The sequence below is a fragment of the Bradyrhizobium sp. CCBAU 051011 genome (genome assembly GCF_009930815.1).
In the GTDB taxonomy this organism is placed as follows: domain Bacteria; phylum Pseudomonadota; class Alphaproteobacteria; order Rhizobiales; family Xanthobacteraceae; genus Bradyrhizobium.
On the sequence record NZ_CP022222.1, the window covers coordinates 6750099 to 6764909 of the forward strand.

At 61.1% G+C, this 14811-nt stretch carries 23 protein-coding genes and 1 tRNA gene; 8 read left to right on the top strand and 16 right to left on the bottom strand.

Translation table 11 applies throughout. The features are described 5' to 3' along the window. Positions 1 to 450 precede the first annotated feature (450 nt). Positions 451 to 819: a DUF6665 family protein gene (locus ACH79_RS31700; RefSeq protein WP_161854460.1), complete on the top strand. Its 369-nt coding sequence runs from the start codon at positions 451 to 453 to the stop codon at positions 817 to 819. Here the strand turns inward: ACH79_RS31700 and ACH79_RS31705 are convergent. The 8 genes from ACH79_RS31705 to ACH79_RS31740 all read right to left on the bottom strand — a co-directional run bounded on the left by ACH79_RS31705 (position 816) and on the right by ACH79_RS31740 (position 9157). After that, positions 816 to 1145, bottom strand: a complete 330-nt coding sequence (locus tag ACH79_RS31705; protein WP_161854461.1) for a hypothetical protein — start codon at positions 1143 to 1145, stop codon at positions 816 to 818. The genes ACH79_RS31700 and ACH79_RS31705 overlap by 4 nt on opposite strands. A gap of 298 nt (positions 1146 to 1443) precedes the next feature. Further along, entirely contained in the window at positions 1444 to 2532 is a 1089-nt protein-coding gene (locus tag ACH79_RS31710; RefSeq protein ID WP_161854462.1) for a 3-deoxy-7-phosphoheptulonate synthase, read from the bottom strand. Between the two features lie 215 nt (positions 2533 to 2747). Further along, the gene (locus ACH79_RS31715; RefSeq protein WP_161854463.1) at positions 2748 to 3335 is read right to left on the bottom strand and encodes an HdeD family acid-resistance protein; all 588 of its coding nucleotides are present in this window, start codon (positions 3333 to 3335) and stop codon (positions 2748 to 2750) included. A 115-nt stretch (positions 3336 to 3450) separates the two neighbouring features. Then, positions 3451 to 4494 (bottom strand): PrsW family glutamic-type intramembrane protease, encoded by a 1044-nt coding sequence (locus ACH79_RS31720; protein WP_161854464.1) that lies wholly within the window; start codon positions 4492 to 4494, stop codon positions 3451 to 3453. A gap of 145 nt (positions 4495 to 4639) precedes the next feature. Next, positions 4640 to 5854, bottom strand: a complete 1215-nt coding sequence (locus ACH79_RS31725; protein ID WP_161854465.1) for an MFS transporter — start codon at positions 5852 to 5854, stop codon at positions 4640 to 4642. A gap of 18 nt (positions 5855 to 5872) precedes the next feature. Further along, positions 5873 to 7105 (bottom strand): Zn-dependent hydrolase, encoded by a 1233-nt coding sequence (locus ACH79_RS31730; protein ID WP_161854466.1) that lies wholly within the window; start codon positions 7103 to 7105, stop codon positions 5873 to 5875. Between the two features lie 844 nt (positions 7106 to 7949). Beyond that, positions 7950 to 8615, bottom strand: a complete 666-nt coding sequence (locus ACH79_RS31735) for a PEPxxWA-CTERM sorting domain-containing protein (protein WP_161854467.1) — start codon at positions 8613 to 8615, stop codon at positions 7950 to 7952. Positions 8616 to 9082: 467 nt separating this feature from the next. Then, positions 9083 to 9157: transfer RNA gene (locus ACH79_RS31740), tRNA-Glu, on the bottom strand. 237 nt (positions 9158 to 9394) lie between these two features. Here ACH79_RS31740 and ACH79_RS31745 point away from each other — a divergent pair. Next, positions 9395 to 9655 (top strand): PilZ domain-containing protein, encoded by a 261-nt coding sequence (locus ACH79_RS31745; protein WP_246738209.1) that lies wholly within the window; start codon positions 9395 to 9397, stop codon positions 9653 to 9655. Positions 9656 to 9712: 57 nt separating this feature from the next. Next, positions 9713 to 9943, top strand: a complete 231-nt coding sequence (locus ACH79_RS31750) for a porin (RefSeq protein WP_246738210.1) — start codon at positions 9713 to 9715, stop codon at positions 9941 to 9943. Between the two features lie 8 nt (positions 9944 to 9951). On the opposite strand, the gene ACH79_RS31755 is transcribed toward ACH79_RS31750, so the two are convergent. The 4 genes from ACH79_RS31755 to ACH79_RS31765 form a co-directional block, all read right to left on the bottom strand. After that, entirely contained in the window at positions 9952 to 10599 is a 648-nt protein-coding gene (locus tag ACH79_RS31755; protein WP_161854469.1) for a glutathione S-transferase family protein, read from the bottom strand. Positions 10600 to 10758: 159 nt separating this feature from the next. Continuing rightward, positions 10759 to 10881: a hypothetical protein gene (locus tag ACH79_RS44860; protein ID WP_256380280.1), complete on the bottom strand. Its 123-nt coding sequence runs from the start codon at positions 10879 to 10881 to the stop codon at positions 10759 to 10761. A 47-nt stretch (positions 10882 to 10928) separates the two neighbouring features. Continuing rightward, on the bottom strand, positions 10929 to 11087 hold the full coding sequence (locus tag ACH79_RS31760) for a hypothetical protein (protein ID WP_202639077.1): 159 nt from the start codon (positions 11085 to 11087) through the stop codon (positions 10929 to 10931). 48 nt (positions 11088 to 11135) lie between these two features. Next, on the bottom strand, positions 11136 to 11588 hold the full coding sequence (locus ACH79_RS31765; RefSeq protein WP_161854471.1) for a VOC family protein: 453 nt from the start codon (positions 11586 to 11588) through the stop codon (positions 11136 to 11138). Positions 11589 to 11756: 168 nt separating this feature from the next. On the opposite strand from ACH79_RS31765, the gene ACH79_RS31770 reads away from it, so the two are divergent. Continuing rightward, on the top strand, positions 11757 to 11918 hold the full coding sequence (locus ACH79_RS31770) for a hypothetical protein (RefSeq protein WP_161854472.1): 162 nt from the start codon (positions 11757 to 11759) through the stop codon (positions 11916 to 11918). Positions 11919 to 11925: 7 nt separating this feature from the next. Here the strand turns inward: ACH79_RS31770 and ACH79_RS31775 are convergent, their stop codons facing one another. Continuing rightward, on the bottom strand, positions 11926 to 12090 hold the full coding sequence (locus ACH79_RS31775; RefSeq protein WP_202639078.1) for a Flp family type IVb pilin: 165 nt from the start codon (positions 12088 to 12090) through the stop codon (positions 11926 to 11928). 197 nt (positions 12091 to 12287) lie between these two features. Here ACH79_RS31775 and ACH79_RS31780 point away from each other — a divergent pair, with 197 nt between their 5' ends. Next, positions 12288 to 12515 carry a hypothetical protein gene (locus tag ACH79_RS31780; RefSeq protein WP_161854474.1) on the top strand — a complete coding sequence of 76 codons (228 nt, stop codon included), beginning with the start codon at positions 12288 to 12290 and terminating at the stop codon, positions 12513 to 12515. 81 nt (positions 12516 to 12596) lie between these two features. Then, entirely contained in the window at positions 12597 to 12893 is a 297-nt protein-coding gene (locus ACH79_RS31785; protein WP_161854475.1) for a putative quinol monooxygenase, read from the top strand. A gap of 32 nt (positions 12894 to 12925) precedes the next feature. On the opposite strand, the gene ACH79_RS31790 is transcribed toward ACH79_RS31785, so the two are convergent. Then, a complete protein-coding gene (locus ACH79_RS31790) occupies positions 12926 to 13204 on the bottom strand; it encodes a hypothetical protein (RefSeq protein ID WP_161854476.1) in 279 nt (92 codons plus the stop codon). Between the two features lie 29 nt (positions 13205 to 13233). Here ACH79_RS31790 and ACH79_RS31795 point away from each other — a divergent pair, with 29 nt between their 5' ends. Then, positions 13234 to 13413: a hypothetical protein gene (locus ACH79_RS31795; RefSeq protein ID WP_161854477.1), complete on the top strand. Its 180-nt coding sequence runs from the start codon at positions 13234 to 13236 to the stop codon at positions 13411 to 13413. Positions 13414 to 13469: 56 nt separating this feature from the next. Here ACH79_RS31795 and ACH79_RS31800 read toward each other — a convergent pair whose 3' ends face one another. Both ACH79_RS31800 and ACH79_RS43290 read right to left on the bottom strand, forming a co-directional pair. After that, a complete protein-coding gene (locus ACH79_RS31800; protein WP_161854478.1) occupies positions 13470 to 13664 on the bottom strand; it encodes a hypothetical protein in 195 nt (64 codons plus the stop codon). 131 nt (positions 13665 to 13795) lie between these two features. Next, positions 13796 to 13942 carry a hypothetical protein gene (locus tag ACH79_RS43290; protein WP_202639079.1) on the bottom strand — a complete coding sequence of 49 codons (147 nt, stop codon included), beginning with the start codon at positions 13940 to 13942 and terminating at the stop codon, positions 13796 to 13798. Positions 13943 to 14390: 448 nt separating this feature from the next. Here ACH79_RS43290 and ACH79_RS31805 point away from each other — a divergent pair, with 448 nt between their 5' ends. Beyond that, positions 14391 to 14576 (top strand): hypothetical protein, encoded by a 186-nt coding sequence (locus tag ACH79_RS31805; protein ID WP_161854479.1) that lies wholly within the window; start codon positions 14391 to 14393, stop codon positions 14574 to 14576. The last annotated feature ends 235 nt before the right edge of the window (positions 14577 to 14811 follow it).

A 14811-nucleotide genomic window follows, 5' to 3' on the forward strand; every position in this document is an offset into this window, starting at 1 on the left:
CAGCCGTACTTCGCCGCGCGGCGATGCACCAGCACGTAGGCCATGAACTGAGCGCGATAGGGCTGCGACTTCATGGCTGCGAATGAGCTGGATGCAGCCACGGGCCTCGTTTGTGGTTCTGAGCTCAATCGATCACCTGCTTCGGCGACGGCGATGTGGCCGGCGCGGCATCTGAATTCCGCTCGCGCCGATACACGCTTGTTGCCGGGCGCTCAAGACGCCGAGGCTGTTCAGACACCGAAATAACCGGGCTGATCGATATCGGCGATCAGTCCGTATCCCGCTCGCTCCTGGCATCGCGTCGGGCTTGCCATCTACCTTTGGGATTGCCTCACTGGGGAGCCTCGCTTCCCGACGATCGACGTGTTCTGACCTTGTCTTGAACAGCGCCCTGCCGACCAATAAGATAAGAGAGATAATTGGCAGGCCAATGTTTCGGAGCGCGCCAGTATGACGTTGGATTTACTTCGTTCTGGATACGCAACTCTCGAGCATGAGATCGCCCAGGAGAGGGCGTCAGCGCTCGGACGGCTTGGACGGCGGCTTGAGGCCGCGCTGGCGGCACTTGCCGCATGCCCGCGGACGGCAAACTCCGATCGAAAAATCCGCGATGGACTCGTCGAACAGGCGGGATATGCGCTCTGGCTCTTCGTCGTGCAACGCGAGGCCTGCGGCCTCAACAAGATCTCCCAGGTGATGCGGGACTACGGGGTGCCGAACGAGGTGTATGTCCGCATGGGGCCATTGGCCTCGCCGAGCATCCATCCAACGAAGACCGCGGAGCTTGAGGCAATGTCGGCGCCAATCTCCACGCTCTAGTAGTCGAGGTCCGACAGGAACGTTGTGTTCACGATCGCAAATTCGGATTCCCGCCAATCCTTCATCAATTGCGCACGCGCTACGCGATGCGTCTCAAAATCTGACGTGGTGCATTTCACGGCGTGATGATCGATGGCTGATATCTCGAGCAGCGTATCGAAGCTCACCTGCCGGTCCTCGCGATTCCCGACTTCGGCGAAGTAGACCGTATGATCGAACTTGCCCATCGCCCAACACAATTGAACGTGGGCCTGATCGGCCGCAAATGCTGAAATCGGAGCAAGTAGAACCACCGCCAACAACAATCGAACGACCGAATTGATCATCGCAATACTCCAAAAAAATAATGAAACAGTGTTCGAATTGCCCACACCGCTAAGGGACCGGTTACGGGCCTGACTGCTGCAGGAACGTATATTTCGAAGCGTGATTTCTTCATGTGAGCTATCCCACAGCCCCGCCGATTCTTGCAAAGCCTGTGCTGCGGGCTTGCCGGCGCAATCAGCCGTTTGGGGGACGGGTGCCGATTATGCGTGCACGTTCGGATCGTGGTTGGTGCTTTAACAGGCAGAAGCAGGGCGCGCAGTCGGCGTGCCCTGCTTCACCGTCCTTGAGCCGGGCGGCTTAAGCCGAACGCTCTTCCCGGAACTTGCGCGACTGTGCGTTCCGGCGCGTCGTCACCGCATCGGCCAGCACGTTCAGCGCGGACACCGTTGTTTCCCAGTCGATGCAGCCATCGGTAATGCTCTGCCCATAGGTCAGGGGCTTGCCATGCACCACATCCTGGCGGCCGGCGACGAGGTTGCTCTCGATCATCACGCCGGTGATGCGTTGTTCGCCGTTCGAGATCTGGCGTGCGATGTCAGCGACCACCAACGGTTGGTTCTCCGGCTTCTTGGAACTGTTGGCGTGGCTGGTGTCGATCATGAGCCGCGGCGCGACGCCGGCACGGGCAAGTTCGAGGCAGGCGGCTTCAACGCTTTCGCGGTCGTAGTTCGGCTTGTGGCCGCCGCGCAGGATGATGTGGCAGTCCTCGTTGCCGGTGGTCGCCGCGATCGCCGAGCGTCCGCCCTTGGTCACCGCCATGAAATGATGCGGATGAGAGGCCGATTTCACGGCATCCGCCGCGATGCGGACATTGCCGTCGGTGCCGTTCTTGAAGCCGACCGGGCATGACAGCCCGGACGCGAGCTCGCGGTGGATCTGGCTCTCGGTCGTGCGCGCGCCGATCGCCGCCCACGCCATCAGGTCGGCGATGTATTGCGGCGTCGTCATGTCGAGGAATTCGGTGCCGGCCGGCAGGCCGAGATTGTTCACGGCGGACAATACGTTGCGGGCGAGGCGCAGGCCTTTGTTGATGTCGAAGGAGCCGTCGAGATTGGGATCGTTGATCAGACCCTTCCATCCGACCGTCGTGCGCGGTTTCTCGAAATAGACCCGCATCACGATCTCGAGGCGGTCGGCGAGCTGTTCGCGCAACGCGGCGAGCCGCTCGGCGTAATCGACGGCCGCGGCGGGATCGTGGACCGAGCAGGGACCGACGACGACCAGCAGGCGGTCGTCGGTGCTGTTCAGGATGGCGTGGATGGCGTTGCGCGCCGCCATCACGACGCGCGTCGCGGTCAAGGTGCGCGGTATCTCGCCCATCACCTCCTGCGGCGTACTCAGCTCTTTCAGTTCGCGAATTCGAAGGTCGTCGGTGGTGCTCAACACGGCTCTGGCTCCTGGTTAGGAAACCTGCCGGCCAATAAAAAAGCCGCCAGGTTTGGCGGCTGTTCGGACTTTATGCTTCAATTCATCAGATTGAGCGCGATCCTCCCACCGCCAGCGAGCTGTCGTAGCTAAAATACCAAAAGTTGCTGGCGGCGATCATGATCATGGCAGGCTCTATAGCCCAGCCATTTGGGCTTGTCACCCCATAATCGGCATCAGGATTTGCGCGCGGCGAGCGCCATGCCGACCATCGAGGCGCCGCCGAGCATAAGGTTGATCCCGACCAGGAGGCCGATCGCCCATCGCGCCGAATCCGGCAGCCCGGCGACAATGATGAACGCGATCAGGAGGTCCATCACGCCCGAGATCAGCAGCCAGGACCAGCGCTCCGACAATTCGCGTCGGTGCTCCAGGGCGTACATGATGGTGACGACACCCTCGGCGAGAAAATACGCGCCGACCACGATAGTGAGGGTGAGGATGCCCTCCATAGGCCTTGCGAGCAGGATACCGCCGGCCAGAACGGCCAGCGCCGCCGAAAACAATGACCACCAGAAGCCGGGCATCTGCCGCGCCCAATACGTGACGAACAGCCCGGCAATGCCGCTGATCAGAAACATCCAGCCAAGGAAGATGGTGACGGCGAGGCTAGCCAGAGGCGGCACGATCATCGCAGCAAGGCCGAGCAGGGCGAGCACGATGCCTTCGAACAGAAAAGCCTTCCAGCGCGCCTTCACCGCGGCGTTCATTTCAGACTGCAGTTTGCCGAAGTCTGGGGGGCCGCCATCCTGGGGAAGGGTCATTGGAAAACTCCCGATGCCTGCCGCGCCGATTGAGTGTCCAATATAGCCTGTACGCCGACTGCGGGTGAAATTTGTTCGTGAGGTTTAAGCGAGATCAACGACGGGAAGACGACACTCAGCCCGGTTCGGGCGCCGACGAGAATCCCTCCGAGGACGTCCTGATGCGGTTGCGGCCGAACACATAAACCGCAGATGTCGCCAGCAACAATGCCAGGCCTATCAGAATGGAGGTCATGCCGAGCGGAACGAGAAGCAGCGAGGCGTTGCGATCCGGATTGACGAACCAGTGATGGAGCGAGGTCAGCACGAAAGCCGCGCCCGCGAAGCCCGCACCGCTGCCCACCAGCAAGAGCGCCCACATCCGCCGCAACTGGCTCAGCCGCTCGCGTGCAAGTTCGGTGCGCGGCGCATGATGGCGGCCGACGCGCCGCACCAGGCGGATGGCAAATCCGATCGAGCTGAAGCCGATCAAAAGGCTCGTCGCCGCCAGCAGCATTCGCGTGGTGGGGCCGAGATCGGGATGTTTCTGCAACGTCAGCAGAGGAAAGTCGAAGGCGGCGTGCAGCGCCACCGGCGCGAACAGCGCCAGGCACCAGCTCGAGATCCGCGCCCAGTCCCGGTGATGCCGATGCGCGCCGAGCGCGGTGCCGGCGCGCGCGATCGCGATATAGGCGCCCGCGATGATGCCGAGCGCGCCGTGGAACGGCACCGTCAGCACGCTGCGCAAGGCCGCCAGCGAGCGCCACATGTCGGCGTGTTGCACCAGATAAGCGAGGTTTTCGTAAGCCGCGAAGCCGAGGCCGGCGGCCGCGCCGTAGACCACGGTGTCCATCGGATCCGCAAACGTGCGTCGACGCACCGGCAGCGATACGGCAATGATCACGAGGACCTTGACGATTTCTTCCGGTGCGGCGACGCCGAAGATGGAACGCAGGCCCTGCGTCATCCAGGGGTTTCCCGGCACGGCAAGGATCGCGGCAAACGGGGCGCGCGCCACTCCCAACAGCGAAATGCTGGCGGCCCCGAGTACGAACGCCAGCCATACCCGCGCCGGCGGGCCAGGGCGTTCGTCGGCGGCAATGACGAGCCAGAGCACCAGCAACGCCGGTGCAATGGCGGCAACGCCGATCGATGTGGGGAGGGCCTGGAGCAGCAACATCTTGCGGAACTTACCTCATGCGAGCGTAAATGGCCGTAAACTCAGCCGTTTGCAAGAAAAGTCGAACGCGACTCCTTGTCGCCAAGCAAGGTTTGAAGTTCCAGCCTTTGCGGGCGCCGCAATGGCGGATCAATCCGCCATCGGCTTAAACGCGGATCCGTTGGCCGATCTTGCCCCGTACCATCAGCAATCCCGCCAGCGCGGCCAGCGCGAAGGCGGCGCCGGCCAGGAACGTGCCTTGCGGCCCCGCGATATCCCAGAGCGCGCCGGCAATAACGCTGGCAGCGAGCATCGCCACGCCGCCGAGCAGGTTGAAGAATCCGAAAGCCGTGCCGCGCAACTCAGCCGGCGCCGTATCGGCAACCAGCGCAGCCAGCAAGCCTTGCGTCAGCCCCATGTGCAGGCCCCATAGCACGACGCCCAGCGCAACGCCGCCCACCGAGGGCATCAGGGCCAGCACGACATCCGCAGCGATCAGCAACACAATGCCGCCCGCCAGCACGGCCGTCCGGCTCATGCGGTCCGACATGACGCCGGCGGGATAGGCAGCGAGGGCATAGACAACATTCATGGCCACCAGCACGGCAGGCACCAGCATGACCGGCAGCCCGACATTCTGGGCGCGGAGAACGAGGAAGGCTTCGCTGAAGCGCGCCAACGTGAACACGCTTGCGACCGCCACCACCCACCAATAGGCCGTTCCCAGGTTTTTGACCTCGGCCAGGCTGATCGGATTGCGCACGGTGCGCAGCGCTTTCGGTCGTTCCGGCTCGCGCACGGCGAAAACGATCAGCGCGAACGCCAGGAAGGCGGGGATCACGGCAACCCAGAACACCGTCGTGAAGTTATCAGCCGTCCACCACATCAGGGCAATGGCGAGCAGCGGGCCTGTGAAGGCGCCGATCGTGTCGAGCGATTGGCGCAGTCCAAAACTCGCGCCGCGCAGGTCGGGCGGCGAGAGATCCGCCACCAGCGCGTCGCGGGGCGCGCCGCGAATGCCCTTGCCGATCCGGTCGACGAAACGCGCAGCCACCAGCCAGCCGACGGTTGGTGCGAGCGGAAACACCGGCTTGGTGAAGGCCGCGAGTCCATAGCCGATGGCGGCCAGCCATTTGCGCTTGCCGAGCCAGTCCGAGAGCGCGCCGGAGAATATTTTGGTGATGGAGGCGGTGGCCTCGGCGATGCCTTCGATGACGCCGACCGTCACCATCGACGCGCCGAGCACCGAGACCAGGTAGATCGGCAGCAAAGCGTGGATCATCTCCGACGAGATGTCCATCAGCATCGAGACAAAGCCCAGGACCCATACGCCTGGTGGAATATCCCTGATCGAACGGGTCGGCTTGGTTTCAGCGGCCATGTCGTTTCTCGTGCCGCCTTATCGCGCCAACAGCCGCCGGCAGGCATCAACAAACACCTCGGCCCCCGTGACGATGTCGGCGTCGGCGGTGTTCTCGGTCCAGTGGTGAGAGATGCCGCCGATCGAGGGCACGAACAGCATGCCCGCCGGCATGACAGTGGCAAGAATCTGGGCGTCGTGGCCGGCGCCGCTTGGCATGCGGAGCGATCTGCCGCCGGCAAAAGCTGCGCCGGCCTGTTCGATGGCCTGCTGGAATGAGACGTCCATCAACGCAGGCGCCCCGGTGCGGATGCGCTCCACCGCGACGCTGCAGCGGCCCTGCGCGCCGACCTCGGCAGCCATGCTGCGGAGGAGATCTTCCAGCCGCGCGATCACGCCGGGGTCGTCGTCGCGAATCTGGAATAGCATTTCCGCCGCGCCCGGGATGATGCTGGGCGCGCCGGGATCGAGGGTGATGCGGCCCGTGGTCCACACCGTGCGCGGACCGCAGGCCGCGGGGAAGCGGTCGTCGATCGCGACGCAGAACCTGGCGAGCGCGAGGCCGGCATCGCGGCGAACTGCCATCCGCGTGGTGCCGGCGTGGTTCTGTTCGCCGGTGAAGGCGATGCGATATTGCCAGATGCCGACGATGGACGTGACGATCCCGATGTTGAGACCGCTGCTTTCGAGCGTCTCGCCCTGTTCGATATGGGCTTCCAGATATCCGATATGCCGGCCGCGTTCGCATCGCGCGCGAGCGCGACCGGCCAAGCCAGCGTCGCGCAGCGCATCGCGCATGCTCCTGCCATCGTTGCGGTCGCGCGCCGCGTCGATATCGGCTTCGGTGACGCCGCCGACATAGGACCGGCTGCCGAGGAAATGTCCGAAATGCCCTTCCTCGTCGCACCAGGACGCAACTTCAACGGCGCCTTTAATGTCAGGATCGGGATTGATGACGCGGGCGGCTTCGAGCGCATAGATCACGCCGAGCGGTCCATCGAGCCAGCCCGCGTGGTTTTGGCTTTCCAGATGCGATCCCGCCAACAGCTTCGGTCCGTCTTTCGTGCTGGTGCCGATGATATTGCCGATGCCATCGATCTCGCCCGCAAGGCCGGCCTCGGGCAGCCGCTGCACCAGCCATGCTAGTGAACGCAGATGCGGCTCCGAGAATGTCGGCTTGTGAACACCGGACTTATACGTGCCGATTGCACGCAATGCGCGAAGATCGGAGAGGACTCGCGTGCCGTCGACGCGTGAGAGATTGTTAGTCATTGAGTTGCGTACCTGTCGGCTCCGTAGTTCTCCGGAGAAGAACAAAGTTCCTGAAGTAGTTCTCCGGGGTAGAACAAAGTTCCGGAGATCGTTCCGGTAGTAGAACAAAGTTCCTGCAACATCGCCAGCCGCGATCTATCCCGCCGACAACAGCGCCAATGCGAGGACAGCAAGCCACGCCACGATGATGAGCGCCGCGACAGCGCCAGCAGTTATCTTCGCTTCTCCTTGAGCGTGTAGTCGCGCATTGTTTTCGCAAAAACGTGTGAGGGGCATGCGGCCGTTGAAACGACTTTACTCACTTGGTTTCCGAAAAGAAGCAGTTCTCGCGCGGCGGATGGAGCGCATGGTGTGAGAACGAAGCAAGCCGAAATTGTGGTTCGCGGCGCGCCAAAGAAAGGCGACCGCCGGCTGAGCGAACCGAGGTGCTGGGCCGTCGGGATTGACGGGAAGTCGCGCGGATAGCGCTAGGAGAGGTGGCTTTCCCGAATGCCGACCATGCAGTGGCCTTCGGTGGTCCGGGTTTTCATGGCCGCGACGACCTCATGGCGAACGCAATTTGAGGATCGGTCGACATCAGACGAGGATCGGTCGACGCCAGACACTGAATTGGAGGGACCTTCGATCGGTATCGGACCCGGGCTTTGAATGCATCGAGTTGGTGCTCGAAGTTCGCGAGAGCCTCTGGCCAGTTCCTTCGCGCGGGGATCTCGATCCATAGGCTCCCAAGACGGAGCCTCCAAGGCCGGAGGGCACATGGCGTCAGGTGCGCATGCAACGCATCAGGGCTGGTCGACCGTGGAGAAAGGCCTACCCACAGCAAACGATGCGACGTCTTGTTGGATCAGGCCAGGCGTACGTTGCCTTGATTCCGGCGGCGATAGGCCAGGAAGCCGACGCCGAAGAAGCCGAGGATCATCATCGCCCAGGTCGAAGGCTCCGGCACCGCGCCCGAGATCGTCTGAACGCCGCCGAGGCGTTCCTGCCTCACGTCATCGAAGAAACCACCATTGAGCGCCAGGATAGAAACGCTTTGGATGATTTCCCCGCCGCCCGATTGCAGCGTGAAGAAGTTATTGCCGTTCAAGCTGATGGCGATGTCTTCAAACGTTATCGTCTGCAAATTAGTGACCACAGTGATATCGGCCAGCGTGGCGGTCAGATCGTTAATGTTGAAGACGTTCGTGGTAAATCCCAGGCTACTATTCGCCAGGAACCAAGTAAGCAGATTGAACCCGTCGTCCGCGGTGTCTGAAATTCTCGCCTGGCCGCTTGAGTTCGTACCGGTCAAAGCCTCGTTGCTCTGGAACGTTACCCGATTTGCCGGATTTGAATTGGTGTCGGTGGTCAGCGAGGTCGTGTTGTTTCCAGTGACGTTCTGAAAGATCACGTTCTGATCGGTGCCGCCTCCGTTACCAGATGAAAGCACCAGACTGGCATTAGCAGCGCTCGAAAGGGCTGTAACTCCCGCGAGCAATGCGGCCACAAAGATTCCACGCGTGTTAATCATCGCCTACTCCTGCCAATAACTGGAATTCACAAATGACTTTTATCTGCTGGCACGAATTGCCAGATTTTCCCGACATATATCATTCATTAAAAACTCGTAAAGAGGCGCCGGCTTACTGAATTACCTCTTAGTAGAATAATTTCAGCCATTATAGGTTGCGCTGCGCTGCCCCACATCCGCTAGCCCGGCTCGCTGCGGCTGCATTTGCGGTCATTGCAATCCATTGAGTTCTATTTAATTGGAGGTACTTAAATCGATAATTAAATAAAGGGTCGCTCAAAGTAGATGCGCAATCTTCCTGATTGAGTACGGTCGAGATTGCGCTGGGTTTTCGGTGCCAGCGACCCTGCTTACGCGTACCGCTCGCCGAGCGAGCGTCCGCACGGCAACCAAGCGGACGCGGCAAAATTTGGTTTTGAGGAGTGCGGAACACAGCAAATCAAAGACCGGCCGCGGATTCGGGGTCTTGGCGCTCCCTAGCGGAATCGAACCGCTCTCTCCACCGTGAAAGGGTGGCGTCCTAACCGATAGACGAAGGGAGCAAAACAACCGGAAAATCAAGGCGTTAGGCGCTTGATGGGCCGTGTTGGCCACCGGCCGTCCAAGGTTCGTGGAGGCGGCGACGGGCGAACGTATAGTGGCGTTTGGCCGGGTGGGCAAGCCGCTCGAAAAGGCGTTTTGCGGCTGTTTTTGATCTCGATCGGCGCGACGGCGACAGGCGACACGCAACGAATTTTAAAGCCGCCTGGCGTAAGGCTGTATCGGGGGGAACTTCCGATATGGCTTTGCTATCGAGCAAGAAGCGCGAGACGCGCAAATCGTTGAGCCAGCCCGGGTGGATCACACTCGAAGGCGGTTTTGCCGCGCGCCAGTGCGTGGTGCAGGATCTGTCCACGACGGGGGCGAAGGTTACGATCGAGGATCCCAACTCGCTGCCGGCCAAGTTGCGGCTGGCGTTTTCGCGCGATGCCAGGACCGGACGCCGCTGCGAAGTGGTCTGGCGCCGCGGCAAATCGGTCGGCGTCAAGTTCGTCCGCTAATCTGGCATCGATCCGCAAGCAGCGATAAAAGGCGGGATGCGAAAATCTCTCCTGGTCATGATCGCGGTGCTGCTGCCTTCGGTTCCCGCGTTCGCCGAGCAACCCCGCCCGCAAAAGCCCGACAAGGCCTCGACATCGGGCAAGTCGCTTCCGCTGAAGCGTCCGAGTTCGGCTAATGCGTGCGCGGAATACGGCGCGGGCTTCGTCAGAATCGAAGGCACCAACACCTGCATGAAGATCGGCGGCGCGATAAGCGTCGGCGCTGGTGTATCCAGCGGCTCGCGCTGAACAAGCCCTTACGTCATCGGTGGCGCGATGAACTTGGCGAAACCGGGGCGGGCAGCGAATTGCGCGAACCAGCGTTCGAGGTTCGGCAGCCTCTGCTTGGTGACGCCCTCGACGCCGAACCAGCGCCGCGCATAAGCGCCGAGCGCGATATCGGCGATCGTGAACTGATCGCCTTCGATGAAGCGCCGCGTCGCCAGCTGCGCCTCGACGATCCGCCACACCAGACCTTCCGCGTCGGCATCCTTCTGGATCGCGACCATGTCGCGCTTTTCGACCGGCGTGCGCACCAGCGCCCAGAACACCGGCCGGTCGACCGGCTGCAATGTCGACAGCGTCCAGTCGAGCCAGCGATCGACGCCGGCGCGCGCCTTCGGCTGCGCGGGATAGATCGGCGAGCCCTCACCATAGGCCATGCAGAGATAACGCATCACCGAATTGGATTCCCAAAGCACGTAGTCGCCATCCACCAGCGTCGGCACGCGGCCGTTCGGATTCATCGCGAGATAGGGCTCCTCGTTGTTCCTGCCGAATTGCATGCCGGCGTCGATTCGTTCATAGGCCAGATCGAGCTCGGCGAGGCACCACAGCACTTTTTGAACGTTGACCGAGTTGGCCCGGCCCCAGATGGTGAGTTGTTGTTTCTTGTTGTCGGCCACGCGCCTCGCTCCCGCTGATCTGCCTGCGCTCAGTTCTTAGCCGAAGATCGACGAAAAAGCTCGCGTTCGCGCACGGCCAGCGTCAACAAAAAAAACAGGGCTCTGCCGCAGCGCGACAGAGCCCGTTTCTCGCATTATGCAAGGCTAACGTCAGCTCGGTCAGTGGCCCAGGAACAGCCAGAGCAGAATGATCACCGGAATAGGCACGCCCAGCAACCAAAGCAAAAGCCCTCGTCCCATCATTTCCTCCTTCAAAATGTATTCGAGGAGAAAACGCGTCATGCCGTGGCCAGTTCCTGCGGATAAAACAACGCAAGGCGAGGAACGTTTTATGATTTCGGAGTTTCCGCGAGCGACAATCCGATCCGAAACAGCGAGTAGCCGTCGCGCTCCACCGCCTCGCGCACTTCGGCGTTGACGTCGTCGGAATGGCGGCCGCGCGTCAGCCGCCATTCGCGCTCAGGAAACGGCGCGTCCGCTCGGGTCACGAGCCGGTAGCTCGGATGACGGACGTGGACGAAGAAATGGTACAAGGCCTACCAGTGGCCGGTGTTCGGCATCGAGGTCCACGGCTCGGCTGGCGGCTTCGGCTCGCCTTTCTGCAACAGCTCGATCGAATGCAGATCGGGCGAGCGCACGAACGCCATGTTGCCGTCGCGGGGCGGACGGTTGATGGTGATGCCGGCCTTCATCAGGCGGTCGCAGGTGGCGTAGATGTCGTCGACCTCATAGGCGAGGTGGCCGAAATAGCGGTCCTCGCCATATTTCTCCTCGTCCCAATTATAGGTGAGTTCGACCAGCGGCGCGCCACGGTTCTGCGGCGCCGCCTTGAACAGGCCCTCATCCTCGGGCGCGCACAGGAACACCAGCGTGAAGCGGCCCTTCTCATTATCGACCCGGCGTACTTCCTTCAGCCCTAGCGCATCCCGGTAAAACTTCATCGCGGTATCGAGATTGCGGACGCGCAGCATGGTGTGGAGATAGCGCATGTTTGTTGTCCTCTGGTCTTTGCGAAATTTGGAGTTTCTTCAGCTCCCGAGGGCAACAATTAGCAGCAAATTGCAATGTAGGGCAGGGGCTGCGGGTCTCACTCCGTCCAGTTTACGCGAAACCTGGACAAGCGCGAAACGGCGAGGCACGCCGCGGCGACGTGAAGGATGATCGAAGCGCTTCTCGAAGTTGTTATCGTCGGCACCGGACTGTGCGTACTCCGGCTATTTGGCCGACAAGACCCGGGTGAATTTGAATCAATGCTTGCCGGGATTGCGCTCTGGGTTCTGGTCGGCCTCGCTAGCCTTGCCTTTGCAATAATGTTTTGATCGTAACCTACCGCGTCAGCGCCGGAATAAGACTCTCGAACAGCTCCACGAGCCTTTGTCCGGTCATTCCGACGGCGGCGATGATGGCCAATGCGATAAACCCGGCGATGAGGCTGTATTCGATTGCGGTGGCGCCGTTCTCGTCGCGCAGAAACTTTCCAAGCATTCCCATTCTCTCTCGAACTTTGATCGAGGAACGGTGTGGCACGCTCAAGTTGCCATCAAAACAACCAAAAGCGTAAAATTGCAGTATTTGTTATTCTGAAGCCCCGGGGCCGACGAAGCTTCATAAGCGACGCTAATAGCGTTGTTGGGGCTTGTTTTGTCCCGGCTTGTTGTTGGCATCTGTTTCGGCCCCCAGAGCGTCACATGACCTGCGTGATCCCCTCCACATACGCAACCAGCGCCGCCCTCCATTGTCGCGCCAATGGAGGATCGATGATGTACCTGTTCTACGGCCTGCTCATACTCGCGATGGCTTTCTTTCTCGTGCTACCGATCACCGATTTCAGGACGGCCCGGATGAAATTGTCCGTGGTCAGCAGCCTCGGCGTGTTGCTGGCGGTATCGGTTGTCGTGCCGCGCCTGATGCATTAACGAAAGAACTGCCCGCCTCGACGCGTAATGACCGGCGCCTTTCGAGGGCGGGCGGTTGGCTGGCGCGAACGGGGGATCGGCATGATTATCGTAACCGGCAGCATTCTGGCGCGCGAGGACACGTTCGACGACGTGCTTCGCTCGTGCATCGAGCATGTCGAGCGCTCCCGCAAGGAGCCCGGCTGCATTTCGCATGACGTGCATGTCGACTGCCAGAACCCGTTGCGGCTGTTCTTCTTCGAACGATGGGAAGACGAGGCGGCGTTGCGCACCCATTTCGCCGTCGAAGGCTCGAAGGCGTTCGTGAAATCGCTCAAGGGCCGGATCGTCGAGACCTCGGGAACGAACATCTATCGCGCCGAGACGATACCGCGATAAGGCCGCTGCACGCCGTAATCCGTCGCAGCGGGCTAGAGCAGGGGATCGCACATCCAATCTTCGGGCCAGAACCTGTTTCCGATCCAGCCCAGCGCTGCTGCCACCGCGAAAAAGATCAGCACGGTCGGGATCAGTTCGTGGATGCTGAAAGTCTCGGCAATGATCGGGCCGAACAGGTGCGCGGACAGTCCCGCGACACCAATGCCGACGCAAAACAGCAGCACTTGCACGGCCCAGATCACGATGGTGCGAAACAGCATCATGGCGCGACGATAGCGCGATGACCGCGTCGCCGATGTGACCCGGGGCACAGTGGTCTCACGCGCCGACGCGTTAGCCTTTGCGCATCCACTTCACCGCGAATATGCCGACGATCGTGTGTACGATCTGCTCCGCCTTTCTCGCTTACAAGGAAAAGCCGCAGTGGGTGTGGTTCGCAGAGCTGGCCGTGCTCGCCGGCATCGGCGGCCTGGTGATGCTCAGCGTCGTGCATGCGCAGCAACTCGCATGGCGAGCGTGAGAGGGAGCGGCCGGACGCAGCCGGGCCCTTGCGCACAAGTTAGTATTCCCGTCAGGTCAGACCTTGACGTCAAGCAGGGACGGTTCGTCGGCCTGCACTTCCGCAAGCGCCGCTTCGACGGCGGCCGCCTTGGCATGATAGACGGCCTGAAGATCCTGATTGATCGTATTCGGCGGCGCCTTGGCGTTCTGGTCGACGACGAGTTGAATTCTGGCCTGCGTCACTTCAACCGGTATGGGATAAATGACCATGGGATTGACCCTCCTGGGCCAAACCTGTCAGGCGCGCATTTACGTCTTGTAAAGAGGTTCGGTTAACGGCGCAGCACTTCAGGGGGACTCGGTAAATGCGCGGTTAAGATTTCGCGCCGGGTGCAAAAAAATCAATGCCTCTGTTCCAGCCGCTCGGCGTAGAGGCGGAATTCCTCGGCCATCTCGATCAACTTCTTCGAGGCTTCCGGATCCTTCACGGCTTCGGCAAGCCGCCGCGCCCTGGTGGACTGCTCTCGGTAATGGTCGGCTTGGGTCATCGCAGCACCTTTTTAGATGAGTACGGATGGCGCCGAAAAGGTTCGACGGCCGGCACCGCGAGGTAACGGTATCTTAAGAAGGCAATCGTGCTGGAAAATGCGCCCCCTGTTCGTTCCAGGAGAACAAAAGGAGTCTTTTTTCGATGAATGCAGGATTGCTTCGCTTCACCCTCGGCGCGGATCGTGGTTTGGCGCAGATCCCGCAAGGGGGGATGAGGGAGCCGTTTGCGGACATTGGGAAGCGCGACGCCCCGAGACGAGGTTTCGAACTCGCTGCCGACGATTGAAATAACGGGAAACCGACCGCGTGCGGAAGTTAAAAAGCGCTGCGGCTGCCGTCTCAAATTCACTGAGAAACGCAGATAACCCTATTTGGTTAGGTTAAAATCCAGATAGCGTTGTGCGTATCCGACGTTGCGATAGGGAATGGCCTTGAGGAAAACAGGCCATGTTCCCTTCGTTTCACAACGCAGACAACCCGACTCACAGGCGCGTCATGGTGGTCGGCCTGCTGCTGTGTCTCGTCTTTGTCGTCATCAGCTTTTCATTGCGGCCGCAAGCTGAAAGCGACCAGGTGCTGGTCAAGGCCGACAGGCTGGTCCGCACCGCGGGAGAACCGCATAAGGCGAACTGACGCCCGCGACTCCGGCGCTCAACGATCGGGCAAGTTTTCGCCTGGCGATCTGTGATAGGTCGCGATGGCGATGAAGCCGGCGTAACCGATCACATTGATCAGAATTTCCACCCACACGGGCATGACGCACTTCTCCCTCACGATAAACTCCGCGAGGGGCGTGTTTGTTCCTGCGCAGTTCGATGATCAGACCCGCGCGATCGCATGGCTCGCGATCCCGTGACGGCGCATCCGG